Here is a 24,838-nt window from a genome sequence, read left to right as displayed (position 1 = left end):
ATGCTGCAGAAAACTCTCGGAACCGGCACCAGCGAGGCGGAGCGCGAGCTCGAGAGCGTGCTCGCCGGCATCACGCCCTGGTCCGGCCGCGCCATGCGCTACGCCCCGGTGCTCGGCGGCATCAGCAACACCAACTGGCGCGTCTTCGTCGACGGGTTGCCGGGCAGCTTCTTCGTCAAGATTCCCGGCCGCGGCACGGAGATGTTCATCGACCGCGCCGCGGCGCTCGCCGCCAGCCAGCAGGCCGAACGGCTCGGCATCGGCCCGAAGGTCTACGACTACGCCGCCGACAAGGGCGTCGAGATCAACGACTTCATCGAGGGCCGCCGCGCCTGCACCAACAAGGATTTCCTCGTCCCCGCCAACCGCGCCGCCGCGGTCGCCACCTACAAGGTGCTGAACGACGGGCCGCTATTGCCGCTGACGAAGACCGTGTTCGACATGATCGAGGAGCACGTCGAACAGGTGCGCAGCCTCGGCGGCAAGCAGCCGGCCGACTTCGACTGGCTCTACGGCGAATACCGCCGGGCCCGCGCAGCGCTGGAGGCCTCCGGCCTCGACCTCGCGCCCTGCTTCAACGATCCGATGCCGGGCAACTTCATGCTCGACGCCGCCGGCACCATCATGCTGATCGACTACGAATACGCCTCGAACAACGACCGCAGCTACGACCTCGGCATCTGGTGCGGCGAGATGTTCTTCACCGAGGAGGTCGAGAACGAGGTCCTCGAGACCTACTACGGCCGCCTCGACCCGCAGGTGCGCGCTCGCCTCACCGTGCACAAGGCGCTCGCCGACGTGAAATGGTCGACCTGGGCGATGGTGCAGAACGAGATCTCGACCCTCGACTTCGACTTCTACAAATACGGCGCCTGGAAGCACATGCGCGCGCGCTGGATCATGCAGGCGCCCGACTGGGACGACCTGCTGCGCGCCGTCTGACTGGACGGGTCAGGCCGCCGGCTCAGGCAGCGGCCGGCCCGGCACCGGGAAGACGATGTCGTAGGCCCAGTTGAAGCAGAAGGCATAGACGCCGAAGAACACGCCGAAGCTGACGTCCATCAGGAATGCGGCGAGGAGACTCATGCCGAGCGCCCAGGCGATCATCGGCACCAGCAGCGCCAGCAGCCCGACCTCGAACAGCACCGCGTGCACGATCCGCAGGCCGACCGACTTCTGCGTCGTGCCGCGCCGGCGCTGCAGCACGCGGTCGAAGCCGAGGTTGAAGCCGTAGGTCCACAGCCCGGCGATGATCGCCGCCGCCACGGCCACCGGCCCCATCTCCTGCATCGGATAGCCGAACGCCCACGCCAGCAGTGGCGTGATGATCAGCAGCCCCGAAATCTCGAAGCTGACGGCATGGCGGATCCGGTCGGCGGTCGAACGCATAAAATAGTCCTCTCGGGCGGCTCCTGACCGGCACCGGTGATGGAGCGTTCTCTACCAGCCGCGCGGCGCGCGGTCTCCCTCGAGCGGCCGAGCACCCAGGAATTGGCGCAAAAAAAAGCCGGGCACGAAGCCCGGCCTTAGAAGTTTGGAGACGTCGCTCGCGGGGGGCGCGGCGCGTCATCCAGAGGGGAACAGCTGAACGTTCGACACTGCCGGGAGGAGATGGCAGGAAGAACAAACCCATCAGCTGCTGCTTATTTGCAATGCAGCACGGGCTTTCGCAAGGCGCGGATCTGCATGTCAGGCATGCAGTCGGCGATTCTATTGCCTATCAAACGATCAGCAAGCCGAATGGGTCAGCAAGCGGTCAATAGGCCCAGCGCTGCGCCTTGCCGACGAGGAAGTCGCGGAAGGCGTGCACGCGCGCCGAATTGCGCAGCTCGTCCGGGTAGACAAAGTAGGTGTCGTAGGACGGCAGGTCGACTTCCGGGATCAGTTGCACCAGGCCGGATTCCGCGTCGATCAGGTAGTCCGGCAGCAGCGCGATGCCGATGCCGCGCTGCACGGCGCGCTTGATCGCCACCACGTTGTTGACGCGCAGCACGGGCACGCGCGGGTTCTCGTAGGGCCGGCCGGCGGTCTCCAGCCAGTTCATGTCGCGCAGGTAGGTCGGTGCCGCGACGCCGAAGGTGACGATGCGGTGGCCGTCGAGGTCCTCGATGGTGCGCGGGCTGCCGAAGCGCTTCAGGTAGGCCTGCGACGCGTAGAGGTGGAAGTGCACGGTGAACAGCTTGCGCTGCACGAGGTCGGGCTGCACCGGCTGGCGCAGCCGGATCGCGACGTCGGCCTGGCGCATGGCGAGGTCGAGTTCGTCGTCGTCGAGGATGAGTTGCAGCTGCACTTCGGGAAAGAGATCGATGAACTCGTGCACCCGAGCGGTCAGCCAGCTCGAGCCGAGACCGACCGTGGTGGTGACGCGCAGGCTGCCCGACGGCCGCTCGCGCGAATCGGTCAGGCGGCTCTGCACTTCCTCGAGCTTCATCAGCACGTCGTGCGCGGTGCGGTAGAGCAGCTCGCCCTGTTCGGTCAGGATCAGGCCGCGGGCGTGGCGGTGAAACAGCGGGACGTTGAGGTCCTGCTCCAGCGCGCTCACCTGCCGGCTGACGGCGGACTGGCTCATGTTGAGCGTATCACCGGCATGGGTGAAGCTGCCCGCCCGGGCCGCGGCGTGGAAGATGCGCAACTTGTCCCAGTCCATCACGCGCGCTCCCCCGAGTTTCGTCTTTGCCGGTTGCCGGCCCTTTGGCCGACTATACACCAAGCTGTTGTTTTGTCGTGGAATGACGTGGGAATTTTGCGCGAGGGCGGGCAGGGTCCCAAACGCCGGGCCTACTCCGCCGCTACCGCGAGGCTCGTTGCCGACAGGAACCGCTCGGCTTCCAGCGCCGACATGCAGCCCATGCCCGCCGCCGTGACCGCCTGGCGGAACACGTCGTCGGTGACGTCGCCCGCCGCGAACACGCCCTCGATATTGGTCGCGGTGGAATCGGGCGCCGTCCAGATGTAGCCGCCGGCCTTCAGGCGCAGCTGGTCCTTGAACAGGCCGCTCGCCGGCGCATGGCCGATGGCGACGAAGATGCCGTCGGCGCCGATTTCGCGCGTCTCGCCGGTGTGGATGTTGCGCAGCCGCGCCCCCGTCACCGAGGGCGGGAAGCCGGTCGTGCCGGTCACTTCCTCGAGCACGCTGTCCCAGATGACCTCGATCTTCGGATGCGCGAACAGCCGGTTCTGCAGGATGCGCTCGGCGCGGAACTCGGAGCGGCGGTGCACGACGGTGACCTTGGAGGCATGGTGCGTCAAGTACAGCGCCTCCTCGACCGCGGTGTTGCCGCCGCCGATCACCAGCACTTCCTTGCCCTTGTAGAAGAACCCGTCGCAGGTGGCGCAGGCCGAGACGCCGAAGCCCTGGAACTGCTGCTCCGACGGCAGGCCGAGCCAGCGCGCCTGGGCGCCCGTCGCGATGATCAGCGCATCGCAGGTGTAGACGTCGCCGCCGTCGCCGACGAGGCGGAACGGGCGCACCGAGAGGTCGGCCTCGAGGATCATGTCGGAGACGAGCTTCGTGCCGACGTGCTCGGCCTGCCGGCGCATCTGGTCCATCAGCCAGGGGCCCTGGATGACGTCGGCGAAGCCCGGGTAGTTCTCGACGTCGGTGGTGATCGTCAGCTGGCCGCCCTGCTGCAATCCGGAGATCAGCGTCGGCTCCATCATTGCGCGCGCGGCGTAGATCGCGGCCGTATAGCCGGCCGGCCCGGAGCCGAGGATGAGGACCTTGCTGTGATGATGCGCCATGTCGTTGTTCCGCACTCGTGTCTCGGCCGTCCGCAGGACGGGTCGCGCCGGCCCGACGAAGCCGTCAGTCGGACGTGGCATATGGGGCGGGTCGCTCAGCGCCGGTAGGGCCGGGCCCGGCAGCCATGGTGGGCAGCAGGTCCGCGATCCGCGGCGGCAAACGCCTGCGGATCTCGTCCGCAATTTCCGGGGTCGAGTTTAGCGGCGGATAGGTCCAGTCGGCAAGCTGGCCCTCGAACCAGCGCAGGGCGCCGTGCGCGGTCATCCCCCGGTGAAATGCCTCGAACTTCGCCGAGCCGCCCGGCAGCTTCGCCGCGAACACCGGCCGGCCGGTCATCGCCGCCTCGCCGATCATGTTGGCGCTGTCGCAGCTCACCACGAAGTGGCTGGCGAGACCGATTGCGCCCGGATAGGCGTCCGGATCGCGGCTGCCGTCGAGCAGGCGATAGCGATCCGCGTCGATCGACGAGGCGATGGCGTAGAGCGCCGCCGGATCGGTGCGCCGCGACGGCAGGATGACGAGCCGCGCCCCGCCGGCCTGCAGCCGGTTGAGCTGCGCACCGAGCGCCGCGCCCTCGGCGCGGCCGAAGCGATAGGCGCCGGACGGCCCGCCGAGCAGCACGGTGACGAATGGCGCGCCCGAGTCGGCGCCAAAACCGGGGCCGAGCTTTGCGGCGAGCGCGGTGGCGGCGCGGGCACACTCGGCCGTCGTCAGCCCGTGTGGCGCGGTCAGCGTCGAGATCACGTTCGGACCGGCGAGCCCGTCGTGCAGGCTCGCCCAGACGAGGTCGAAGCGGCGCGGCGGCAGGCCGGGGTCGTCGAGCGCGACGAGGAAGCCGTCGGCACCGAGCGCGCGCTTCAGCGCCCGCCCGAGCGGGATGGTGCGCCGGCCCGACGCAAAGACGATCGCCGGGCGCGGCGGCGGCTCGAAACCCCGGGGCAGGGGCGGGCGGGCGTAGGGCGCCAGCAGCGACCACGGCCATCCGGGCGCCGGCACCAGCTTCGCCGCCAGCCCGAGCGCCGCCGCGATGCCGAGGCCCTTCACGTCGTGCCCGCGCTTGCCCGACGAGACGACGAGGGCCAGCGGGGGCGGGGGCGCGCCGGTCGGGCGGCCGATCTCGGACCTCGTCATGTCGGGCTGCACCGCTTCGGACATCGTGGTCTCCGGCACCCCGGCGGGCATCAGTGCTTCGCCGGTGGTTCTCCCTTGTTTCGGCGGCAAAAGCCGCCGGCGAGGCTTTCGGCGCTCCGCGGGCCGATGGTATATACGCCGGACGTTTCCCGACCAATCGACCGATCGCGGCCGGCGCCGCGCCGACCGTGCCTTGCGGTAGAGCCCCGAGCGAGTGCAGCCTTGACATTCAAGCCCGACGAGGTCGACTGGAAGATCCTGAAGGAGCTCCAGGACGACGGCCGTATCACCAACGTCGAGCTCTCCCGCCGCGCCGGCATCTCCGCCCCGCCGTGCCTGCGCCGGGTGCGCGCGCTGGAAGAAGCCGGCGTGATCGAGGGCTACCGCGCCCTGCTCGACGAAAAGACGCTCGGCTACGAGCTGACCGCCTTCGCCATGGTCTCGCTGTCGAGCCAGTCCGAAGCCGACCTCTCCGCCTTCGAGGCCGCCGTCGCCGGCTGGCCGATCGTGCGCCAGTGCTGGATGCTGTCGGGCGACACCGACTTCGTGCTGATCTGCGTCGCCCGCGACCTGAAATCCTTCCAGGACTTCATCATCCAGAGCCTGACGCGGCATCCCTCCGTCGCCGGCGTCAAGACGGCACTCACCATCAAGGCGTCGAAACGCGAGGCCATGGTGCCGATGGAGGCGGGGCGGGGCGCGTAGAGCGCCATTGTTTCACGTCCGGCGCCGTGGCATACCGCGCCGATCGAAGACAACCGGGCCGCAGGCGGCCCGCATCGCCGGACAGCACGCCGCTCGCCGGTCCAGACACGAGGTGGCGTGCGCTCATGAAGGTCGGCCTGATCGGATTCACCACGGTCAATCTCGGCGACGACGTGCAGGCGATCGCCACGTCCCTCAACCTGCCGTACGTCGACCGTCTCGTGCTGCGCGACAAGTTCGCCAGCCTGAAGCTCGACGAGCGCCATTTCTGCCTGATGCAGTCGTGGTTCACCAAGCAGCGCCTGCTCGCCCCGTCGAGCGCCATCGACCCGCTGTTCTTCGGCTTCTGCTTCGGCGGCGAGACGATGAGCTACGGCCTCTGGCCGCGCTACCTGCGCAAGTATCAGCCGATCGGCTGCCGCGACACCGGCTCGGTCGCGCGGCTGAAGAAGCTCGGCATCGACGCGCACTGGTCGGGCTGCCTGACGCTGCGCATCGGCAGCTTCCTGAAGCCGGTGCCGCGCGAGGAGCGCAAGGGGACCTACCTCGTCGACCTGCTGCCGGGCTCGCTGAAGTACATCCCCGAGGACATCCGCGCGCGCGGCGTCGCGATCTCCAACGCCGTGCCGCCGGCGATTCTCGACGATCCGCTCGCCCGCATGTCGCGCATCGCCAAGATCTGCGACGTGTTGCGCCGGGCCGAACTCGTCGTGACCAAGCGCCTGCACACCGTGCTGCCGAGCGTCGGCTTCGGCACGCCCGCCGTCGTCTTCGCGCTCAACCGCAAGGGCAACGTGCACCGCTTCTCGGGCTTCGAGGAGTTCGTGCCGATCAACTTCTTCGGCCCCGGCGTCGAGCCGAAGCCGGTCGACTGGGCGAACGTCGTCCCGGCGACGATCCCCGCCCATCTCGATGCCCGCTATGCGGAGCTGCGCGGCGAGATCGCATCCCGCCTCGGCGGCGTCGGCGAGACCCAGTACGACAACCTCTACCGCCGCGATGTGATCACCTTCCCCAACCCCGGCCTCGGCCACGAGGCCGGCCGCGTCGCGATCGACCTCGGCATGACGCGGGTCGAGCGCGTGCCGCTGGTCTGGACCGAGAAGTTCATCACGGTCGAGATCGAGAGCTACGCCTCGTTCGAGCGCTTCCGGGCGCCGCTGCTCGTGATGGGTAACCGCAACAAGGAATGGACCGAGGTCGGCCGCATCGACCAGATGATCGGTGCATCGACCGTGCAGCCCTATCCCTCCGAGGAGGAACTCCTCCGGGGCTTCGCTTGAGGCTCCTCGTCCTCGAGGACAAGAAGCCTGGCCATGCCCACCAGGCGCGCGGCATCGCGCGCGCCATCGCCCGGCTCACCGCCGTGGAAACCACGCAGATCGAGGCCCGTCCGGGCCGGCTCGGCCACCACCGCCTGCTCGCCTTCGCCGCCAACCGGCGCGGCGGCAAGGCCGCGACCTGGCTGCGCCGCCTCTACGGCATCGACGTCGCGGTGCTCGGTCGGCCGGATGCCGTCGTCGGCTCGGGCCGGCCGACCATCGCCGCGGGGCTCTTCCTCAGCCGCCATTTCGGGGTGCCGTTCGTCTACGCCGGCCGCATCAAGGGCTATCATCTCGACGACCGTTGCCTGCAACTCGTCGCGTCGCCGCGCCACGGCTTCGACCCCGGCTGCGCCTATGCCCCGGTGCCCGGCCTCATCGATCCCGCGGCGCTGCCCACGCCGCGGCGGCTCGACGACCCGGCCGCGCTGAACGGCGCGCTGGCGACGCTGTTCGTCGGCGGCGACGGTCCGGCGCATCTCTTTTTCGAAAAGGACTGGGCGGCGCTCGGCGCGCTGCTGCGCGAGGCCCGGGAGAGGCTCGGCCTGCGCTGGCAGGCGAGCACCTCGCGCCGGACGCCGGCCATCGCCGCCGACCGGCTGGCCGCACTCGCCGCCGAGGGCGTCATCGAGCGCTTCGTCGACTACCGCAGCGCCGGCGCCGGGTCGGCGGACGATCTCTTCGGCGCCGACGTGCTGGTGGTGACGGAGGATTCGCTGTCCATGCTGGCCGAGGCCGTCGCGGCGCGCCGACCGGTCGTCGCCCTGCGGCCGGCCATGACGCGCGACAACTTCGCGAACGAAGTCGTCGCCGCGATGGCGGGGCGGGGGGAACTTGCGGTCGTGCCGCTCGGCGCGGTGACGCCGGAGCGGCTCGGCGCCGCGATCCTCTCCTGCCGACCGTTCGAGGAAGATCCGCGCGACCGCATCGCGGCCGCGGTCGCGCCGATCCTCGGGCTCGATCAGCCGAAGCGGACGTCCAGCACCTCGTAGCCGCGGGCACCGCCCGGGGCGGCGACTTCGACGTTGTCGCCGATGGTCTTGCCGATCAGCGCGCGGGCGATCGGCGAGGAGATCGAGATGCGGCCGTTCTTCACGTCGGCTTCCTGGTCGCCGACGATCTGGTAGACCTTCTCTTCCTCGGTGTCCTCGTCGATGAGCTTCACCGTCGCGCCGAACTTCACGGTCTTGCCGCTGAGCTTGGTGACGTCGATCACTTCCGCGCGCGAGATCATGTCCTCGATGTCGGAGATGCGGCCCTCGTTCAGGCTCTGCTGCTCCTTGGCGGCATGATACTCGGCGTTCTCGGAGAGGTCGCCGTGCGCCCGTGCCTCCGAAATCGCGGCGATGATGCGCGGCCGTTCCTCGGACTTGCGCCGGTGCAACTCGCGCTCGAGCGCGGCATAGCCGTCGACGGTCATCGGGACCTTTTCCATCGTTCCTTCAGCCTTTCAAACCTTCCCCGGCCGTCGCGCCGGCCCGCACCGCGTCACATCCGCGGCGGGGCCGCGGCGCCGCCGCGGTCTGCTGTTCTTGTCGTTCCGGCCGCGGGATCGCTCCCGCCGCCGTTTCCAGCCCCGCGGGCCCGCCGGCAACGTCACCGGCCTGCCCGCAAAACGAGATGCCCGACGCAAGGGCGCGCCGGGCATGACTTCCAACTCCATACCGGTTCCACGGAACCGGCCTACAATCCCCGCCCGGTCCGAAGACCGGCCCGACAGGGAACCGGGTCACGGGGCACCCGTCAACGGCCCCGGCCGCGCCAGGTTCCCTTTCCGGCCCGCGTGGCCGTCCCGCCGACCGTTCCGCCCGGCCGACGCGGACGCAACCGCTCAGCCGGCCTTGGCGAAATAGTCCTGCAGCGGACGGACTTCCGCTTCCCCCGCCACCCACGCCTCGATCCCGCGCGCGGCGGCGAGCGCCCCGGCAAGGGTGGTGTAATATGGCACCTTGTGCAAGAGGGCCGCCCGGCGCAGCGAGCGGCTGTCGGCGAGGGCCTGGGCGCCCTCCGTGGTGTTGAACACCAGCTGCACACCGCCGTTCTTGATAGCATCGACGATGTGCGGGCGGCCTTCAAGCACCTTGTTGACCTTGGCGCAGGCGACGCCGTGCTCCTCCAGCCAGCGCTGGGTGCCGCTGGTCGCGAGAATCTGGAAGCCGAGCGCGTCGAGCCGGCGCACCGCGTCGAGCACGCGCGGCTTGTCGGCCTCCTTGACCGAGACGAACACCGTGCCCGAGGTCGGCACCCGGGTGCCCGAGCCGAGCTGCGATTTGGCGAACGCCACCGGGAACGCCTTGTCGAGCCCCATCACCTCGCCGGTCGAGCGCATCTCCGGGCCGAGGATGGTGTCGACGCCGGGGAAGCGGGCGAACGGGAACACCGCTTCCTTCACCGCGACATGGCCGAGCACCGGTTCCACGAGGTTGAACGAGGCGAGCGTCTCGCCGGCCATCACCCGGGCGGCGATCTTCGCCACCGGAATGCCGATGGTCTTCGCGACGAAGGGCACCGTGCGCGAGGCGCGCGGATTGACTTCCAGCACGTAGATGTCGCCGTCCTTGATCGCATACTGCACGTTCATCAGGCCGCCGACGTCGAGCGCCAGCGCCATCTTCGCCGTCTGCACCTTCAGCTCGGCGATGGTCTCGGCGGAGAGCGAGTAGGGCGGCAGCGAGCAGGCGCTGTCGCCCGAGTGGATGCCGGCCTCCTCGATGTGCTCCATGATGCCGCAGACGAAGACGTCGGTGCCGTCGCACAGCGCGTCGACGTCGACCTCGATCGCGTCGGCGAGGTAGCCGTCGATCAGCACCGGCGAGGTGCCCGACACCACCACCGCCTCGGTGATGTAGCGCTCGAGCTGCGCCGTATCGTGCACGATCTCCATCGCGCGGCCGCCGAGCACGTAGGACGGGCGGATCACGACGGGATAGCCGATCCGCTCGGCGATGACGCGCGCTTCGGCGCCCGACTTCGCGATGCCGTTGTTCGGCTGCTTCAGGCCGAGCTCGACCAGCAGCTTCTGGAAGCGGTCACGGTCTTCGGCGAGGTCGATCGCGTCCGGCGAGGTGCCGAGGATCGGGATGCCGGCCTTTTCCAGCGCATCGGCGAGCTTCAGCGGCGTCTGGCCGCCGAACTGCACGATGACGCCGGCGAGGATGCCGGTCTCCTGCTCGCGCTTCAGGATCTCGAGCACGTCCTCGGCGGTCAGCGATTCGAAGTAGAGCCGGTCGGAGGTGTCGTAGTCGGTCGACACGGTCTCCGGATTGCAGTTGACCATGATCGCTTCATAGCCGGCGTCCTTCAGGGCGAAGGCGGCGTGGCAGCAGCAATAGTCGAACTCGATGCCCTGGCCGATGCGGTTCGGCCCGCCGCCGAGGATCACCACCTTCTTCGCGGTCGAGGTCACGGCCTCGTCGGCAAGCGCGCCGGCGAACGGCGTCTCGTAGGTGGAATACATGTAGGCGGTCGGCGAGGCGAACTCGGCGGCGCAGGTATCGATGCGCTTGTAGACCGGGCGCACATCGAGCGAGGCGCGCAGCGCCGCGACGTCGGCCTCGGCGGCCCCCGTCAGCGTGGCGAGCCGCGCGTCGGAAAAGCCCATCGCCTTCAGGCGGCGCAGCTGGCCGGCGGTCTGCGGCAGGCCGTAGGTCCGCACCTTCTCCTCGGTGTCGACGATCGTCTTGACGTGCTCGAGGAACCACGGGTCGATCTTGCACGCCTCGTGGATCTGCTCGACCGTGAAGCCGTGCCGCATCGCCTGGGCGCAGACCAGCAGCCGATCCGGGGTCGGCCGGGCGAGCGCGGCGCGGATCGCGTTCTTGTCGTCGCCTTCGCCGAGGCCGGCGATCGCGATCTCGTCGAGGCCGCTGAGCCCGGTTTCGAGGCCGCGCAGCGCCTTCTGCAGGCTTTCGGGGAACGAGCGGCCGATCGCCATCACCTCGCCGACCGACTTCATTGCGGTGGTGAGCAGCGGCTCGGCGCCGGGGAACTTCTCGAAGGCGAAGCGCGGGATCTTGGTGACGACGTAGTCGATCGTCGGCTCGAAGGCCGCCGGCGTCGCGCCGCCGGTGATGTCGTTCTCGAGCTCGTCGAGCGTGTAGCCGACGGCGAGCTTCGCAGCGACCTTGGCGATCGGAAAGCCGGTCGCCTTCGAGGCGAGCGCCGAGGAGCGCGAGACGCGCGGGTTCATCTCGATGACGATCATGCGCCCGTCGGCCGGGTTGACGGCGAACTGCACGTTCGAACCGCCGGTCTCGACGCCGATCTCGCGGAGCACCGCGAGGCTGGCGTCGCGCATGATCTGGTATTCCTTGTCGGTCAGCGTCAACGCCGGCGCGACGGTGATCGAATCGCCCGTATGGATGCCCATCGGGTCGAGGTTCTCGATCGAGCAGATGATGATGCAGTTGTCGTCCCGGTCCCGGACGACCTCCATCTCGTACTCTTTCCAGCCGAGCACGCTCTCCTCGATCAGCACCTCGTTGGTCGGCGAGGCGTCGACGCCGCGCTCGACGATCTCGATGAATTCCTCACGCGTATAGGCGATGCCGCCGCCGGTGCCGCCCATGGTGAACGAGGGGCGGATGATCGCCGGCAGGCCGATCTCGTCGAGCGCCGGCAGCGCCTCGAGCAGCGAATGGGCGAGCCGCGACTTCGGTGTTGCGAGACCGATCTTGGTCATCGCGTCGCGGAACAGCTCGCGGTCCTCGGCCTTGTCGATCGCCTCGGCGGTGGCGCCGATCATTTCGACGCCGAACTGCTCGAGCACGCCCATCTTGCGCAGCGACAGCGCGCAGTTGAGTGCGGTCTGGCCGCCCATCGTCGGCAGCAGCGCGTCCGGGCGCTCCTTCTCGATGATCTTGGCGACGATCTCGGGGGTGATCGGCTCGATGTAGGTGGCGTGCGCGAGATCCGGATCCGTCATGATCGTGGCGGGATTCGAATTCACGAGGATGATGCGATAGCCCTCGGCTTTCAAAGCCTTGCAGGCCTGGGTGCCGGAGTAGTCGAACTCGCAGGCCTGGCCGATGACGATCGGGCCGGCGCCGATGATGAGGATGGACTTGATGTCGGTGCGTTTCGGCATCGGTACTCGCGTCTTGCCGCAGCCGACCGGCGCACTCTTCGGGAAAAGGTGCGGCAGGCGGGTCGCTGCTGTCGTCGTGAAGCGTTCGGGCTGGCGGGGCTTATAGTCGAAAAGCCCGGGCTCCGGAACCCTCGCAGGCGGATTTTTGCCCATCCGCGCGGCAGCCACGCGCACTGCGGCGGCCGCCGCGCCGGCGGCGAGGGAACCGCGCCGGCCCCGCCCGCGTTCGCTAGCCGGATGGGACGAGGCGGCGGGCTCGCGAAAGCCGCTGCCACAGGCTAGTGTCGCCGGAACGCGCGCCGCGATCGGCGCCGGCCGGACGACGGCCGGCGCGGACCGGATCGGGGCAGTGCCAGGGCGCGGGCCGTGGCGCAGGACGGAAGAGGACGGGGATCATGCGCTGGCAAGGACGGCGGGAGAGCAAGAACGTCGAGGACGGCCGTTCAGCCGGCGGCGGCGGGTTCGGCGGCGGCCTCGGCGGCCCGCGCATGCGCATTCCGATCGGCGGACGCGGCGGCGGCATGGGCATCGGCACGCTGGTCGTGGTCGGCGTCGTCTGCCTGCTGCTCGGCATCAACCCGCTGACGCTGCTGACCGGCGGCGACCTCGGCTCGGTGGTCGGCGGCGACACGCAGCGCCAGTCGGCGCCGGCCGGAGGCGCGCCGCGCACGGCGGCCGAGGAGGAAATGGTCTCCTTCGTGTCGGTGGTGCTCGCCGAAACCGAAGACACCTGGGGCCAGATCTTCGCAGACGCCGGCGAGACCTATCCGCAGCCGACGCTGCGCCTCTTCACCGGCCAGGTCTCCTCCGCCTGCGGCTATGCCAGCGCGGCGAGCGGCCCGTTCTATTGCCCCGGCGACCAGCGGGTCTACATCGACCTCGCCTTCTACGAGGAACTCCGCCGCCGCTTCGAGGCCCCCGGCGACTTCGCCCAGGCCTATGTGATCGCGCACGAGGTCGGCCACCACGTCCAGAACGTCATCGGCGTGCTGCCCGAGTTCAACCGCCGCCGCCAGTCGATGAGCGAAGCCGAGCAGAACGCCATGTCGACCCGCGTCGAGCTGCAGGCCGACTGCTTCGCCGGCATCTGGGCCGCCGACGCCGAGCGCAAGGGCCTGCTCGAAACCGGCGACCTCGAGGAAGCCCTCAACGCCGCCACCCAGATCGGCGACGACGCGATCCAGAAGCGGACGCAAGGCTACGTGGTGCCGGAGAGCTTCAACCACGGCACGTCGGAACAGCGCCGGCGCTGGTTCCAGACCGGGTTCGATCGCGGTGAGATGACGGCGTGCGACACGTTCACGGCGCGGAGCCTGTAGGGGCGCCGTGCCGTGGGGCTACCCCTCCCGACCCGGCCGCTGGCCGGGCCACCCTCCCCACAAGGGGGAGGGATGTTCTGGCTGATGATCTGAAGGTCCAGAATGCTCGCCGAAGGTTCTGCGCTGCAGCGTGATCTGCGACGTGCAGCGTTCTCGTCCCTCCCCCTCGTGGGGAGGGTGGCCCCGCGGAGCGGGGTCGGGAGGGGTAAGGCCCCACCCAAAGGCCTATCGAACGAAACCCCTCACCGCTCCGCCACGGCCTGCTGCCCCTTCCGTACCCGGCGCCCCCATCCGCCGCGCTACCCCCCGCTCCTCGGCCGAGTCAAGCTCACCGAGGCGGGGGCACCGAACGTCGCTCGAAAGTCGCGGGCGAAATGCGGCTGGTCGGCAAAACCCGCCGCGTGGGCCGCGGTCGTGAAATTGGCGCCGGCCACGATCTCGGCGATCGCCCGCCGCATCCGCGACCAGGTGCGGTAGCGGCGCAGCGACACCCCGATCTCCTGCTTGAACAGATGTTGCAGCCGCGACGGCGACAGGTTGGCCGCGCGCGCGAGATGCTCGACGCCCGGCACATGCTCTGCGCGGTCGAGCGCGCGCGCCGCCGCGGCGACCCGCGCGCAGATCGTCCTTCGGCTCCGCTCGCCGGCGAAGGCGAGCAGCCCGTCGAGGGCCGCGGCCGCGAACCGCGGACCGTCGGCCCGTTCGTGGAGCTCGCGGGCGAGCAGGCGGGTTGACGAGCGGCCGACGAGGACGCCGTCGTGGTCCTCGCCTTGGCTCACCAGCGAGGCGAGCAGCTCGGCGCCGCCGGCGCCCGGTTCCGCGTAGAGCACCATCACCGGCTCGCCGTCGAGCCGCAGCTCGTGGACGCGGCCGGCCGGGATCATCGCCGCCTCGCAGGCGATCCAGCGGCCGGACAGCCCGAGGCCGAAGGCGCCGCCGAGGCTCGAGAGATACACGGCGGCGCCGTGCTGGTGCGGCGCGTTGTAGACGAGCGGGCCGACGAACAGCGTCCGGCCGGGCTCGACACTCCACAGCGGACCCGCCGCCGAATGCGCCGGTTCCGGATGCGCCTGCCCCGGGCGCGCGGGGCCGGGCGGCGGCTGCGCAGCAGGTTCGTTCAAGCGGCTCTCCTCCCCTCGGCCTTATGGATCGGCCTGTTCCGTCCAGCATCGACCCGAGGTGAATGATGATCAAGTCCACCGGCCGTCCCACCCGCCGCAGCCTGCTTGGCGCTGGCGCCGGCCTTCTCGCCGCGCCGGCGCTGCTCCCGCTCCGACCGGCCCCGGCGATCGCCGCCGCCCCGATGCTCGGCGCGGTCGCGCCGGTCTTCAGCCGCTTCCGTCTCGGCAGCTTCGAGATCACCGCCGTCTCCGACGGCGGCGCGATGGTCGACGGCCCGTGGCCGATCGTCGGCGAGGACCGGCCGCGGGAGGAGGTCGAAGCGTTGATGCAGGCGAACCTGTTGCCGCCGCGGCGGTTCCAGCCCGGTTTCACGCCCGTGCTGATCAACACCGGGCGCGAACTGGTGCTGATCGACGCCGGAAACGGCGCCGAGGGCTTCATTCCGCGCCCGGCGGCGGGCCGCCTCGCCGACCACCTGCGATCGGCCGGCATCGCGCCCGAAGCGATCGACGTCGTCGCCCTGACCCACTGTCACGTCGACCACATCGGCGGCCTGGTGGAAGAGGGCCGGGCGGCCTTCCCCAATGCGCGCTATGCCGTCGGCGGTATCGAGTTCGATTTCTGGCGCAGCGACGAGCGGCTCGGGGCGCCCGAGGGCGACAACGAACGCAATTCGGCGCTGCTGTTCAGGAAGATCCTTCCGATCCTGGCGGATCGGACCACGCTTTTGCAGCCGGGTGACGAGGTCGTGCCGGGCATCACCTCGGTCGCGGCCTACGGGCATACGCCCGGCCATCTCGCCTTTCACCTCGAAAGCGACGATCGGCGGCTGCTCGTCTGGGGCGACTGCGCCCACCACGAGGTCGCGTCGCTCGCGCATCCCGAATGGAGCGCGCTGTTCGACATGGACAAGCAGCAGGGCGTCGCGACGCGGCGGCGGGTCTACGACATGGTGGCGGCGGAGCGGTTGCCGGTGCTCGGCTACCACACGTCCTTCCCGTCCTTCGGCTTCGTCGAACGAGCGGGCACGGCCTACCGCTGGCTTCCGGCGACCTATCAGTTCGCCGAGTGACGCGGCGGGGAGGGGCGTTGCTGCGGCCCGGTCGTGGTGCCTTGCCGTGCGGCGACCCCTCCCGACCCCGCTGCGCGGGGCCACCCCTGCTACGGAGCCGCGTGTCTCCTCCGCCTGCAAGGCAGCCCCACGAGGGGGAGGGATCAGGTTGTAGCGAGGTCCTATCGAATCGACATCCTTCCCCCTCGTGGGGAGGGTGGCCCGGCGCAGCCGGGTCGGGAGGGGTCTGGCCCCTCCTGCTATTCCGTCGCCGGCGAACCCATTACCGTTCCGCCACCGCCTCCTGCCCCTTGCGCGCCCGGATCAGATTGACGAACCGGGTGAAGAGGTAGTGGCTGTCGCGCGGACCCGGCGAGGCTTCCGGGTGGTACTGCACGGAAAAGACCGGCTTTTCCTTCAGGCGCAGCCCGCAGTTGGAGCCGTCGAACAGCGAGACGTGGGTCTGCTCGACGCTGTCCGGCAGGCTGGCCGCGTCCACCGCAAAACCGTGGTTCATCGAGGTGATCTCGACCTTGCCGGTGGTGTGGTCCATCACCGGATGGTTCGCGCCGTGGTGGCCCTGGTGCATTTTCTCGGTCTTGCCGCCGAGCGCGATGCCGAGCATCTGGTGGCCGAGGCAGATGCCGAAGGTCGGGATGTCGCGCGCGACGATCTCGCGGATCATCGGCACGGCGTAGTCGCCGGTCGCGGCCGGGTCGCCGGGGCCATTCGAGAGGAAGACGCCGTCCGGCGCGTGCGCCAGCACCTCTTCGGCGGTCGCCGTCGCCGGCAGCACGGTCAGCTTGCAACCCTGGTCTGCGAGCAGGCGCAGGATGTTGCGCTTGATGCCGTAGTCGATCACGACCACATGATGCTGCGGATCGGTCAGCCGGCCGTAGCCTTCCCCGAGCGTCCAGGTGGTTTCGTCCCAGTTGAAGGTCTGGCCGTGCGTCACGTCCTTCGCGAGGTCGAGGCCCTCGAGCCCGCCCCAGGCGGCGGCCTGCCGCTTCAGGTCGGCGAGGTCGAAGCGGCCGTCCGGGTCGTGCGCGATCAACGCGTTGGGCATGCCCTTCTCGCGGATCAGCGCCGTCAGCGCCCGGGTGTCGACGCCCGAGATGCCAATGATGCCGCGGGCGGCGAGCCAGGCGTCGAAGCGGCGGGTGGCGCGGTGGTTCGACGGCGCGGTGACCTCGTCGCGCACGACGCAGCCGCGCACACCGGAGGCGGCGGCCATGTTGACCGTCTCGATGTCCTCGTCGTTGACGCCGACATTGCCGATATGCGGAAATGTGAACGTCACGATCTGTCCGGCATAGGAAGGATCGGTCAGGATTTCCTGATAACCGGTCATGGCGGTGTTGAAGCAGACCTCGCCCACGGCCGCGCCGCGGGCGCCGATGCCGAAGCCCTCGATGACCGTACCGTCGGCGAGGACGAGCAGCGCGGTGGGCGCCGGCTCCTGCCAGGCATCGGCCCGGGCATCGGCGTCAGGCGCCAGAAGGCCCGGCGCCGCGTCAGCCGCGGGCGTCGTATCGGAGGAGATCGTCATGGTCTCTCTTTCAGCGTCTGCTATCGCCGTCCGGCCGGCTTCGGCGGGGCCGTCGGTGGAAGGCGAAGCGCATGGGCAAGGACGCGGGGCCGGGATACCGGGGTCGCCGGCAAACCGGCGCAACCGTTGCAAGGCCGGCTTTGCGGGCCGGCTCGGCCGGGCCGCGCGACGGCGGGACCATAGTGGAAAGGAATGGAGGCGTCAATGCCGCTCAGTCCTATGAAATGTGATCGAAATCAACAGCTTATCTGCGAGGCAGGTGTTGCGGCGACGAAGCCGGACGCCTAAGGCCTTCTCTCGAAGCGGAACAATCGGGTGCCCCATGCGTGAACGGCTCGGCGAAGCGCTGAAGCAGGCTTTGAAGACGCAGGACAAGCGTCGCACCTCGACGCTGCGGCTGATCAGTGCCGCGATCACCGATCGCGACATCGCCGCGCGCTCGAACGGCAAGGAGCGCGTCTCCGACGAGGAGCTGCTGCAGATCCTCGTCAAGATGATCAAACAGCGAGACGAGTCGGCGCGGCTCTACGAAGACGGCGGCCGTATCGACCTCGCCGAACAGGAGCGCGAGGAACTCGGCATCATTCGCGAGTTCCTGCCGCGCCAGTTCTCCGAGGAAGAGGTCCGCTCGGCCTGCCGTGTCGTCGTCGACGAGACCGGCGCGCACGGCCTGCGCGACGTCGGCCGCTGCATGTCGGCCCTGAAGGAGCGCTACCCCGGCAAGATGGATTTTGCCAAAGCGAGCGGCGTCGTGAAGGGGCTGCTCAAAGAGGAGTGAGCCGGCCGCGGCTCACAGGCGCTCGCCGGGCAGGCGGCTCGCCTGGACGACCCAGTCGGTGAAGCCGGCCTCGTCCAGCGTGTCGGTCTCGTGGATGTGGAAATAGCGCGTGGTGCCGCTCGTCGAGGCGTGCGGCGGAACCGGATCGAGCGCCGCGCCGCGGAAGAACGCCACTTTGATGTACTTCGTGAAGCAGTGGACGCTGAGAAACCAGCCGTCGTCCCCGGCGCCATAGAGCGGCGAGTTCCACTTCACCGCCTTGCGCACCCCGGGCACGGCGGAAACGATCAGCGCATCGAGCCGCTGCCCGACGCCGCTCTTCCAGCCCGGCATGGCGGCGATGTAGGCGGCGACCGGCGCGTCGCCGTAGCCCTTGGCGATCTGCGGATTGCCGCCGGAGAGCAGCACCGGTGCGCCGGGTCCTGACACGGTCGGGGACGCCTTGGCGGCTTTCGGCTTTTTCGGCGTCGATCCGGCCATCGCCCCGCTCCTCATGATTGCGAGGTTGAGGGTGCCGCAGCTTCGGCGCCGGGTAAAGCCAACCGGCCGCCGCGGGGCCGCAATGCAGCTTTCGTCGCCGCCGGAACCGCCGCGCCGTTGGACGCCCGCCCCGCCACGCCGTAGAATGGACCGATGCGCTTCTCGCCCCAACTCCTCGACGACATCCGTGCCCGGCTGCCGATCTCCGCGATCGTCGGGCGCAAGGTCACGTGGGACCGGCGCAAGTCGCAGCCGGCGCGCGGCGATTTCTGGGCCTGCTGCCCGTTCCACAAGGAAAAGTCGCCGTCGTTCCATTGCGACGACCGCCGCGGCATCTACCACTGCTTCGGCTGTGGCGCCTCGGGCGACCATTTCAAGTTCCTGAGCGAGACCGAGGGGCTGTCGTTCCCCGAGGCCGTCGAGCGCCTCGCCGAGGACGCGGGCGTCGCGCTGCCGAAGGCCGACCCACGCGAGATCCGCCAGGCCGCCGCCCGCAAGGGCCTGACCGAGATCGTCGAGATCGCCGCGCGCTTCTTCGAGCAGCGGCTGCAGGCACCCGAGGGCCGCGCCGCGCGCGACTACATCGAGCGCCGCGCCCTGAGACCCGAGACCGTGGCGGCGTTTCGCATCGGCTTTGCCCCGGCCGAGCGCGACGCGCTGAAGCGTCACCTGAAAGAACAGGCGGTCGAGGAGAAGGACGCCGTCGAGGCCGGTCTGCTGATCGTGCCTGACGACGGCCGCCCGAGCTACGACCGCTTCCGCGGCCGGCTGATGATCCCGATCTGCGACGACCGCGGCCGTGCCGTCGCCTTCGGCGGCCGGACCCTCGATCCGAAGGGCGAGCCGAAGTACCTGAACTCGCCGGAGACGCCGGTTTTCCAGAAGGGCTCGATGCTCTTCAACCTCGACAAGGCGCGCGAGCCCGCCCACAAGGCCGGCGGCGTCATCGTCACCGAGGGCTACCTCGACGCGATCGCGGTGTGGCAGGCCGGCGTCGGCAACGTCGTCGCCACCCTCGGCACCGCCTTCACCGAGGATCACATCCACCGCCTCTGGCGCCTCGCGCCCGAGCCGGTGATCTGCTTCGACGGCGACCGCGCCGGCATCGCCGCCGCGCATCGCGCCATCGACCGCATGCTGCCGCTGTTGAAATCCGGCTTCTCGTTCAACTTCGCCTTCCTGCCCGACGGCAAGGATCCCGACGACCTGATCCGCAGCGGCGGCCGCGAGGCGTTCCTCGCCGAGGTCGGCCGGGCGAGCCCGCTGTTCGACGTCATCGTCGCCCGCGAGACCGCCGAGGCGCGCATCGACACGCCCGAGCGCAAGGCCGCGCTGGAGGCGCGCTTCGACGATCTCGTCCGCCAGATCAAGGACGAGCGCGTCGCGCGCCGCTACCGCCTCGCCCTGCGCGGCCGGCTGTCGGAGCTGTTCTGGAGCCACGACCGCGGCGGCCGGCGCCGGCCGGGCGGCGACGTCGCCCCCGGCGGCAGCAGCACGGTCGATCTGCGCCACGCCGACCAGTCGGAACTCGCCACCATCGAGCGCATCCTGCTCGGGCTCTGCGTCGAGAACCCGCCGCTGTTCGAGCGCCGCCTCGACGCGCTGCTGCGCATCGAGATGCACGGGCCGGGGCTCGAAGCCTTCAAGCGCGCGCTCTACCGCGCGGCGATCGAGATCGACGAGATGAGCGCGGACGCCTGCTACGCCCACCTCGGCGCCGAGCATGCCGCGGTGCTCGACGAGGTGCACGGCGAGGCGGCACGCACCGCGACCGGCCTCGGCCTGCCGCGCGGCCACCGCCTCACCGAGCGGCTGCCGATCCTGCGCTTTGCGCCGCCGGCCGAGTTCGTCGAGACCTGCTTCGACCTGATGGTCGAGCGCCTGTCGCTCAGGCTGCTCTCGGAGGACATCGAGGCGGAGATCGCCGGCCTCGCCGATGCCGACGAGGACCCCGCCGCCGCCATGCGGATTCTGGAACTGACGCGCGAGCGCGGCCGGCGCCGCGAGGAACTGCTGCGCCTCGAGCAGGAACTCGCCGAGACGGCGAAGGCGATTCGGGGCAGCGGCGTGCGCGCCGCAGCGCCCGCCGCGACGGGGTGAGATCGCACGCCGGCAATATTCTGGGGATAAGCGGTGGATCGGCGCAACACCGGCGACAGCCGGCATCCAATTCGCGCGTGGCTGGCGCCCCGGAGGGCGAATCACCCTTGCGAAAACCGATCCGATCGCTAAATACACCGATCCGGCTGTCGCGGCTTTCGTTTCGGCAGCCGAAAGCCATGGCACGCCCGCCGCCGGCGGACGTGGCGCCGCGCAAGCGGGGCGAAATGCAACAAACGGCATGGCCGCCGGTTCGAATTACAGTGGCCGGTCATGCGGTGCAATCGGAACCGGCGTGTTTGTCGCGCGGGCCGGAAAACGGGCCGGCGACGTGTCGGCGGACGGCGATCCCGGGTGGCGTCGAGCCGGGTGCGCGGCGAGACGGACAGAGAACTCGGCGGCAGGGTTAATCCGGATTTAAGAGCGCATCGACATGCTGCACGGGGCTCCGCGCGGCAGCAGGACGAACGGACCCGAAGGACGGCGGTCGATCGGGCCTATGGGACACAAGGCGGGAGCGCTTCCGGCGGGAGGCGCGGACTCGCGACGGATGGCACGCGGCGACCCCCGCCGCGCGGCCGCCGAGGTTGGAGAGAAGCGAATGGCGACGAAGGCAACTGAGAACGAGGAAGCCCCGGAAACCGCCGCGGAGACCCCGGACGGTCCGCTTCTCGATCTCTCCGATGCCGCCGTCAAGCGGATGATCAAGCTCGCCAAGAAGCGCGGCTATGTCACCTACGACGAGCTCAACGAGGTGCTGCCCTCCGAGGAAGTGACCTCGGAGCAGATCGAGGACACGATGGCGATGCTGTCCGACATGGGCATCAACGTCGTCGAATCGGAAGAGGCCGAGGACAGCGACGAAACCGCCGCCAGCACCAAGGACAACGCCGCCGGCGACGACGCCGACGAAGTGGTCGAGGCGACCGGCACCGCCGTCGCCAAGACCGCGGCGCGCGAGCCGGCCGACCGCACCGACGACCCGGTCCGCATGTATCTGCGCGAGATGGGCTCGGTCGAGCTGCTGTCGCGCGAGGGCGAGATCGCGATCGCCAAGCGCATCGAGGCCGGCCGCGAGGCGATGATCGCGGGCCTCTGCGAGAACCCGCTGACCTTCCAGGCCATCATCATCTGGCGCGACGAGCTCAACGAGGGGAAGATCCTCCTCCGCGACATCATCGACCTCGAGGCGACTTACGCCGGCCCGGACGGCAAGGGCGCGCCGCAGATTCCGGTCGACGCCGAGGCGGCGGAAGCCGAGGAAGTGCCGCCGCCGGAGCTCGAAGCCGACGGTGAGGAAGGCGACGACCTCGAAAACAACATCTCGCTCTCCGCGATGGAGGCCGAGCTCAAGCCGAAGGTGCTCGAGACCTTCGACCGCATCGCCGAGAACTACAAGAAGCTGCGCCGGCTGCAGGACCAGCACGTCGAGAACCGGCTGAAGAACACCACGCTCTCGCCGAGCCAGGAGCGCCGCTACAAGAAGCTGAAGGAAGAGATCGAGGAGGACGTGAAGTCGCTCTCGCTCAATTCCAACCGCATCGAGAGCCTCGTCGAGCAGCTCTACGACATCAACAAGCGCCTGATCGGCAACGAAGGCCGCCTGCTGCGCCTCGCCGAGAGCTATTCGGTGCGCCGCGAGGACTTCATCGTCCAGTACCAGGGCTCCGAGCTCGACCCGAACTGGATCCGCAAGATCGCCAGCTTGTCGAGCCGCGGCTGGAAGGACTTCGTCGCGAGCGAGAAGGAACAGATCCGCGAGATGCGGATGGAGATCCAGAACCTCGCCACCGAGACCGGCCTCGAGATCACCGAGTTCCGCAAGATCGTCCATCTGGTGCAGAAGGGCGAGAAGGAAGCACGGCAGGCGAAGAAGGAGATGGTCGAGGCCAACCTCCGCCTCGTCATCTCGATCGCCAAGAAATACACCAACCGCGGCCTGCAGTTCCTGGATCTCATCCAGGAGGGCAACATTGGCCTGATGAAGGCGGTCGACAAGTTCGAGTACCGCCGCGGCTACAAGTTCTCGACCTACGCCACCTGGTGGATCCGGCAGGCGATCACCCGCTCGATCGCCGACCAGGCCCGCACCATCCGCATTCCGGTGCACATGATCGAGACGATCAACAAGATCGTCCGCACCTCGCGCCAGATGCTGCACGAGATCGGCCGCGAGCCGACGCCGGAAGAGCTCGCCGAGAAGCTGGCGATGCCGCTGGAAAAGGTCCGCAAGGTCCTGAAGATCGCCAAGGAGCCGATCAGCCTCGAGACGCCGATCGGCGACGAGGAGGATTCGCACCTCGGCGACTTCATCGAGGACAAGAATGCGATCCTGCCGATCGACGCGGCGATCCAGTCGAACCTGCGCGAGACGACGACGCGCGTGCTCGCCTCGCTCACCCCGCGCGAGGAGCGCGTGCTGCGCATGCGCTTCGGCATCGGCATGAACACCGACCACACGCTGGAAGAGGTCGGCCAGCAGTTCTCGGTGACGCGCGAGCGCATCCGCCAGATCGAGGCGAAGGCGCTGCGCAAGCTCAAGCACCCGAGCCGCTCGCGCAAGCTGCGCTCGTTCCTCGACAACTGAACGCATCGTTCACGACGACTGCAAAAGGGCCGCGCAAGCGGCCCTTTTTGCGTTGCGGCTTAAGTCTCGCAAGAGAAGTCGGTGCGAAGCTCGGGTGACGAATCTCTCGTTGTCGCCACGAGCCTTAACGCCATGTCGAGAACCCGGCTCACCATCGCCATCGCCGCCGCGCTGTTTTTCGCGATCCCGTTCGTCACCTTCATCAGCATGATGGTGGTGTTCCCGATCCTGTTCTACGGCCTGATCGCCGCCGTCGCCAACTTCGGCCCGCCGCTGCTGCTCGCCGCCTTCGGCCTTGCCCACGCCGGCTGGCGGGTGAAGGCGCAGGGCCTGTACGAGACCTGGCAGGTCTGCAGCATCCTATGGGTCGGCTGCGCCTTCGGCATCGCGCACTGGGGCGACGTCGCCGCGTCGATGGGCGCGCGCAACACGCCCTTCCTTGAGGTGCTGTTCGCCCCCTGGCTCCTGCTGCTCGGCTACGAGGTCGGCTGATCCGGGCGACCGGGGCGGGTCGCGGCCTCTCCGGTTCGTGCCGGCTTCGGCCGATCACGGCGTCGATTGGAGGGCATGTTTCACCGTGTTGCCCTGCACGACCACGGTGTTGAAATTCGGCCCGGCGGACTCCGGTGCCGATGGACTCGCTTTCGATCGTCATCGCCGGGCTTGACCCGGCGACCCAATGGCCGTGCGGCATCGTTCGAGCCAAGATATTGATCTACCACAGTAATTCGATTGCGAGTGCCATCCCGTTCTGAGGGGCGAGTGGGTCACCGGCTCAAGGCCGGTGATGACGGTCGCGAGGTTGAGAAACCCGACGTCGCCGCAACGCGCCGAACCGGACAGCAGTGCGGCCGAGCCGGCTGCCGACTTGCCCGGCGCGGCCGCGCATGGTCTGCTCGGACGCCATCAGGGAGCGCCGATGCCCGCGACACCGCCGACCGACCTCGTCACCATCGCCTCGGCCGACCTTTCCGCCGCAATCTCGCCCGACGGCGCCGAACTGCGCTTGCTTCAGGACGCAGCTGGCCGCGACCTGCTCTGGGACGGCGATCCCGCCGTCTGGGCCGGGCGGGCGCCGATCCTGTTCCCGATCGTCGGCACCGTCGCCGGCGACCGCTACCGGATCGGCGATGCCAACTACAACCTGCCGCGGCACGGCTTCGCCCGCCGTCGCCGCTTCGAAGTGGTCGAGGTGGCGCCGTCGCAGGCGCGGTTCCGGCTGGAGGACGATGCCGAGACCCGCGCGGTCTACCCGTTCGCGTTCCGCCTAGACCTCGTCTTCGCCCTCGACGGCACGGCGCTCGCGATGACCGCGACCGTCACCAACCGCGGCGACGCGCCGATGCCGGCGAGCTTCGGCTTCCATCCCGCCTTCCGCTGGCCGCTGCCCTATGGCGCCGCGCGGTCCGCGCACATCGTCCGCTTCGACGTCGCCGAGCCGGCGCCCGTGCGCCGCCTCGATGCCACGGGGCTGGTCGATCCGGTGCCGCGCGACACCCCTGTCGCCGGCCGCGACCTCGCCCTCGCCGACGAGCTCTTCACCGATGACGCGATCATCTTCGACCGGCTCGCCGGGCGCGGCCTCGTCTATGGTGCCCCGGGCCACCCCGGCCTCGTCGTTCACTACCCCGCGATGCCTGAACTCGGGCTGTGGTCGAAGCCCGGCGCCGGCTATCTCTGCATCGAGCCCTGGCAGGGCCATGCCGACCCGGCCGGCTTTGCCGGCACGCTGTTCGAGAAGCCCGGCATCGTGGTGCTGGCGCCCGGCGAAGCCCGCGATTTCGCGATGACCGTACGCCTCGATCCCGATCCGCTGCCGGCCGGCTGACCTCGCCGACCGGGCGGCTCGCTTGGTTTCGCCGCCCG

The 24,838-nt window shown here is 69.4% G+C and carries 20 protein-coding genes; 11 read left to right on the top strand and 9 right to left on the bottom strand.

Going from position 1 to position 24,838, the window contains the following annotated elements:
• On the top strand, positions 1-942 hold the full coding sequence (locus tag I5731_RS00875) for a choline/ethanolamine kinase family protein (protein WP_197309460.1): 942 nt from the start codon (positions 1-3) through the stop codon (positions 940-942).
• Positions 943-951: 9 nt separating this feature from the next.
• Here I5731_RS00875 and I5731_RS00870 read toward each other — a convergent pair whose 3' ends face one another.
• The 4 genes from I5731_RS00870 to I5731_RS00855 form a co-directional block, all read right to left on the bottom strand.
• On the bottom strand, positions 952-1,389 hold the full coding sequence (locus I5731_RS00870; RefSeq protein ID WP_197309459.1) for a PACE efflux transporter: 438 nt from the start codon (positions 1,387-1,389) through the stop codon (positions 952-954).
• Positions 1,390-1,756: 367 nt separating this feature from the next.
• A complete protein-coding gene (locus I5731_RS00865; protein ID WP_197309458.1) occupies positions 1,757-2,647 on the bottom strand; it encodes a LysR family transcriptional regulator in 891 nt (296 codons plus the stop codon).
• A gap of 131 nt (positions 2,648-2,778) precedes the next feature.
• On the bottom strand, positions 2,779-3,741 hold the full coding sequence (gene trxB, locus I5731_RS00860; protein ID WP_197309457.1) for a thioredoxin-disulfide reductase: 963 nt from the start codon (positions 3,739-3,741) through the stop codon (positions 2,779-2,781).
• Positions 3,742-3,805: 64 nt separating this feature from the next.
• Positions 3,806-4,897, bottom strand: coding sequence for a mitochondrial fission ELM1 family protein (locus I5731_RS00855; RefSeq protein WP_197309456.1), 1,092 nt, complete (start codon positions 4,895-4,897; stop codon positions 3,806-3,808).
• A 198-nt stretch (positions 4,898-5,095) separates the two neighbouring features.
• Here I5731_RS00855 and I5731_RS00850 point away from each other — a divergent pair, with 198 nt between their 5' ends.
• From I5731_RS00850 to I5731_RS00840, 3 genes are all read left to right on the top strand, one after another.
• The gene (locus I5731_RS00850) at positions 5,096-5,578 is read left to right on the top strand and encodes an Lrp/AsnC family transcriptional regulator (RefSeq protein ID WP_235981461.1); all 483 of its coding nucleotides are present in this window, start codon (positions 5,096-5,098) and stop codon (positions 5,576-5,578) included.
• A 125-nt stretch (positions 5,579-5,703) separates the two neighbouring features.
• Positions 5,704-6,861, top strand: a complete 1,158-nt coding sequence (locus I5731_RS00845; RefSeq protein ID WP_197309454.1) for a polysaccharide pyruvyl transferase family protein — start codon at positions 5,704-5,706, stop codon at positions 6,859-6,861.
• A complete protein-coding gene (locus tag I5731_RS00840) occupies positions 6,858-7,892 on the top strand; it encodes an ELM1/GtrOC1 family putative glycosyltransferase (RefSeq protein WP_197309453.1) in 1,035 nt (344 codons plus the stop codon). Before I5731_RS00845 ends, I5731_RS00840 begins: the two co-directional genes overlap by 4 nt.
• Here I5731_RS00840 and greA read toward each other — a convergent pair.
• Positions 7,862-8,335 (bottom strand): transcription elongation factor GreA, encoded by a 474-nt coding sequence (gene greA / locus I5731_RS00835; RefSeq protein ID WP_197309452.1) that lies wholly within the window; start codon positions 8,333-8,335, stop codon positions 7,862-7,864. The two genes, I5731_RS00840 and greA, sit on opposite strands and share 31 nt — an antisense overlap.
• A gap of 396 nt (positions 8,336-8,731) precedes the next feature.
• Positions 8,732-11,986, bottom strand: coding sequence for a carbamoyl-phosphate synthase large subunit (gene carB / locus I5731_RS00830; RefSeq protein ID WP_197309451.1), 3,255 nt, complete (start codon positions 11,984-11,986; stop codon positions 8,732-8,734).
• Positions 11,987-12,381: 395 nt separating this feature from the next.
• Here carB and ypfJ point away from each other — a divergent pair, with 395 nt between their 5' ends.
• Complete coding sequence (gene ypfJ / locus I5731_RS00825) at positions 12,382-13,305, top strand: KPN_02809 family neutral zinc metallopeptidase (RefSeq protein ID WP_197309450.1); 924 nt, start codon at positions 12,382-12,384, stop codon at positions 13,303-13,305.
• Positions 13,306-13,604: 299 nt separating this feature from the next.
• On the opposite strand, the gene I5731_RS00820 is transcribed toward ypfJ, so the two are convergent.
• Positions 13,605-14,426, bottom strand: a complete 822-nt coding sequence (locus I5731_RS00820; protein WP_197309449.1) for a helix-turn-helix transcriptional regulator — start codon at positions 14,424-14,426, stop codon at positions 13,605-13,607.
• 65 nt (positions 14,427-14,491) lie between these two features.
• Between I5731_RS00820 and I5731_RS00815 the strand changes: the two genes are divergently transcribed.
• A complete protein-coding gene (locus I5731_RS00815) occupies positions 14,492-15,499 on the top strand; it encodes an MBL fold metallo-hydrolase (protein ID WP_197309448.1) in 1,008 nt (335 codons plus the stop codon).
• A 262-nt stretch (positions 15,500-15,761) separates the two neighbouring features.
• On the opposite strand, the gene carA is transcribed toward I5731_RS00815, so the two are convergent.
• Positions 15,762-17,027, bottom strand: coding sequence for a glutamine-hydrolyzing carbamoyl-phosphate synthase small subunit (gene carA / locus I5731_RS00810; protein WP_197309447.1), 1,266 nt, complete (start codon positions 17,025-17,027; stop codon positions 15,762-15,764).
• Between the two features lie 322 nt (positions 17,028-17,349).
• Between carA and I5731_RS00805 the strand changes: the two genes are divergently transcribed.
• Positions 17,350-17,805, top strand: coding sequence for a GatB/YqeY domain-containing protein (locus I5731_RS00805; RefSeq protein ID WP_197309446.1), 456 nt, complete (start codon positions 17,350-17,352; stop codon positions 17,803-17,805).
• 12 nt (positions 17,806-17,817) lie between these two features.
• Here the strand turns inward: I5731_RS00805 and I5731_RS00800 are convergent, their stop codons facing one another.
• The gene (locus I5731_RS00800) at positions 17,818-18,285 is read right to left on the bottom strand and encodes a DUF1801 domain-containing protein (RefSeq protein WP_197309445.1); all 468 of its coding nucleotides are present in this window, start codon (positions 18,283-18,285) and stop codon (positions 17,818-17,820) included.
• Between the two features lie 153 nt (positions 18,286-18,438).
• Here I5731_RS00800 and dnaG point away from each other — a divergent pair, with 153 nt between their 5' ends.
• From dnaG to I5731_RS00780, 4 genes are all read left to right on the top strand, one after another.
• A complete protein-coding gene (dnaG, locus tag I5731_RS00795) occupies positions 18,439-20,385 on the top strand; it encodes a DNA primase (protein WP_197309444.1) in 1,947 nt (648 codons plus the stop codon).
• A gap of 601 nt (positions 20,386-20,986) precedes the next feature.
• On the top strand, positions 20,987-22,972 hold the full coding sequence (rpoD, locus tag I5731_RS00790) for an RNA polymerase sigma factor RpoD (protein WP_197309443.1): 1,986 nt from the start codon (positions 20,987-20,989) through the stop codon (positions 22,970-22,972).
• 132 nt (positions 22,973-23,104) lie between these two features.
• Positions 23,105-23,464 carry a hypothetical protein gene (locus tag I5731_RS00785; RefSeq protein WP_197309442.1) on the top strand — a complete coding sequence of 120 codons (360 nt, stop codon included), beginning with the start codon at positions 23,105-23,107 and terminating at the stop codon, positions 23,462-23,464.
• Between the two features lie 427 nt (positions 23,465-23,891).
• Complete coding sequence (locus I5731_RS00780; RefSeq protein ID WP_197309441.1) at positions 23,892-24,800, top strand: aldose 1-epimerase family protein; 909 nt, start codon at positions 23,892-23,894, stop codon at positions 24,798-24,800.
• Positions 24,801-24,838 lie beyond the last annotated feature (38 nt).

This window comes from Methylobrevis albus (assembly GCF_015904235.1).
GTDB lineage: Bacteria > Pseudomonadota > Alphaproteobacteria > Rhizobiales > Pleomorphomonadaceae > Methylobrevis_A > Methylobrevis_A albus.
Note: the sequence above shows the minus strand (reverse complement) of the source record. Positions and strands in the feature narration are given on the sequence as shown.

Excerpts from the sequence above, each read along its gene's own strand:
- I5731_RS00785 (WP_197309442.1), top strand. The coding sequence starts at position 23,105 with ATGTCGAGAACCCGGCTCACCATCGCCATCGCCGCCGCGCTGTTTTTC.
- trxB (WP_197309457.1), bottom strand. The coding sequence starts at position 3,741 with ATGGCGCATCATCACAGCAAGGTCCTCATCCTCGGCTCCGGGCCGGCC.
- I5731_RS00805 (WP_197309446.1), top strand. The coding sequence starts at position 17,350 with ATGCGTGAACGGCTCGGCGAAGCGCTGAAGCAGGCTTTGAAGACGCAG.
- I5731_RS00845 (WP_197309454.1), top strand. The coding sequence starts at position 5,704 with ATGAAGGTCGGCCTGATCGGATTCACCACGGTCAATCTCGGCGACGAC.
- I5731_RS00815 (WP_197309448.1), top strand. The coding sequence starts at position 14,492 with ATGATCAAGTCCACCGGCCGTCCCACCCGCCGCAGCCTGCTTGGCGCT.
- I5731_RS00780 (WP_197309441.1), top strand. The coding sequence starts at position 23,892 with ATGCCCGCGACACCGCCGACCGACCTCGTCACCATCGCCTCGGCCGAC.
- rpoD (WP_197309443.1), top strand. The coding sequence starts at position 20,987 with ATGGCGACGAAGGCAACTGAGAACGAGGAAGCCCCGGAAACCGCCGCG.
- I5731_RS00870 (WP_197309459.1), bottom strand. The coding sequence starts at position 1,389 with ATGCGTTCGACCGCCGACCGGATCCGCCATGCCGTCAGCTTCGAGATT.
- ypfJ (WP_197309450.1), top strand. The coding sequence starts at position 12,382 with ATGCGCTGGCAAGGACGGCGGGAGAGCAAGAACGTCGAGGACGGCCGT.
- greA (WP_197309452.1), bottom strand. The coding sequence starts at position 8,335 with ATGGAAAAGGTCCCGATGACCGTCGACGGCTATGCCGCGCTCGAGCGC.
- carA (WP_197309447.1), bottom strand. The coding sequence starts at position 17,027 with ATGACGATCTCCTCCGATACGACGCCCGCGGCTGACGCGGCGCCGGGC.
- I5731_RS00800 (WP_197309445.1), bottom strand. The coding sequence starts at position 18,285 with ATGGCCGGATCGACGCCGAAAAAGCCGAAAGCCGCCAAGGCGTCCCCG.
- I5731_RS00855 (WP_197309456.1), bottom strand. The coding sequence starts at position 4,897 with ATGTCCGAAGCGGTGCAGCCCGACATGACGAGGTCCGAGATCGGCCGC.
- I5731_RS00875 (WP_197309460.1), top strand. The coding sequence starts at position 1 with ATGCTGCAGAAAACTCTCGGAACCGGCACCAGCGAGGCGGAGCGCGAG.
- I5731_RS00865 (WP_197309458.1), bottom strand. The coding sequence starts at position 2,647 with ATGGACTGGGACAAGTTGCGCATCTTCCACGCCGCGGCCCGGGCGGGC.
- dnaG (WP_197309444.1), top strand. The coding sequence starts at position 18,439 with ATGCGCTTCTCGCCCCAACTCCTCGACGACATCCGTGCCCGGCTGCCG.
- carB (WP_197309451.1), bottom strand. The coding sequence starts at position 11,986 with ATGCCGAAACGCACCGACATCAAGTCCATCCTCATCATCGGCGCCGGC.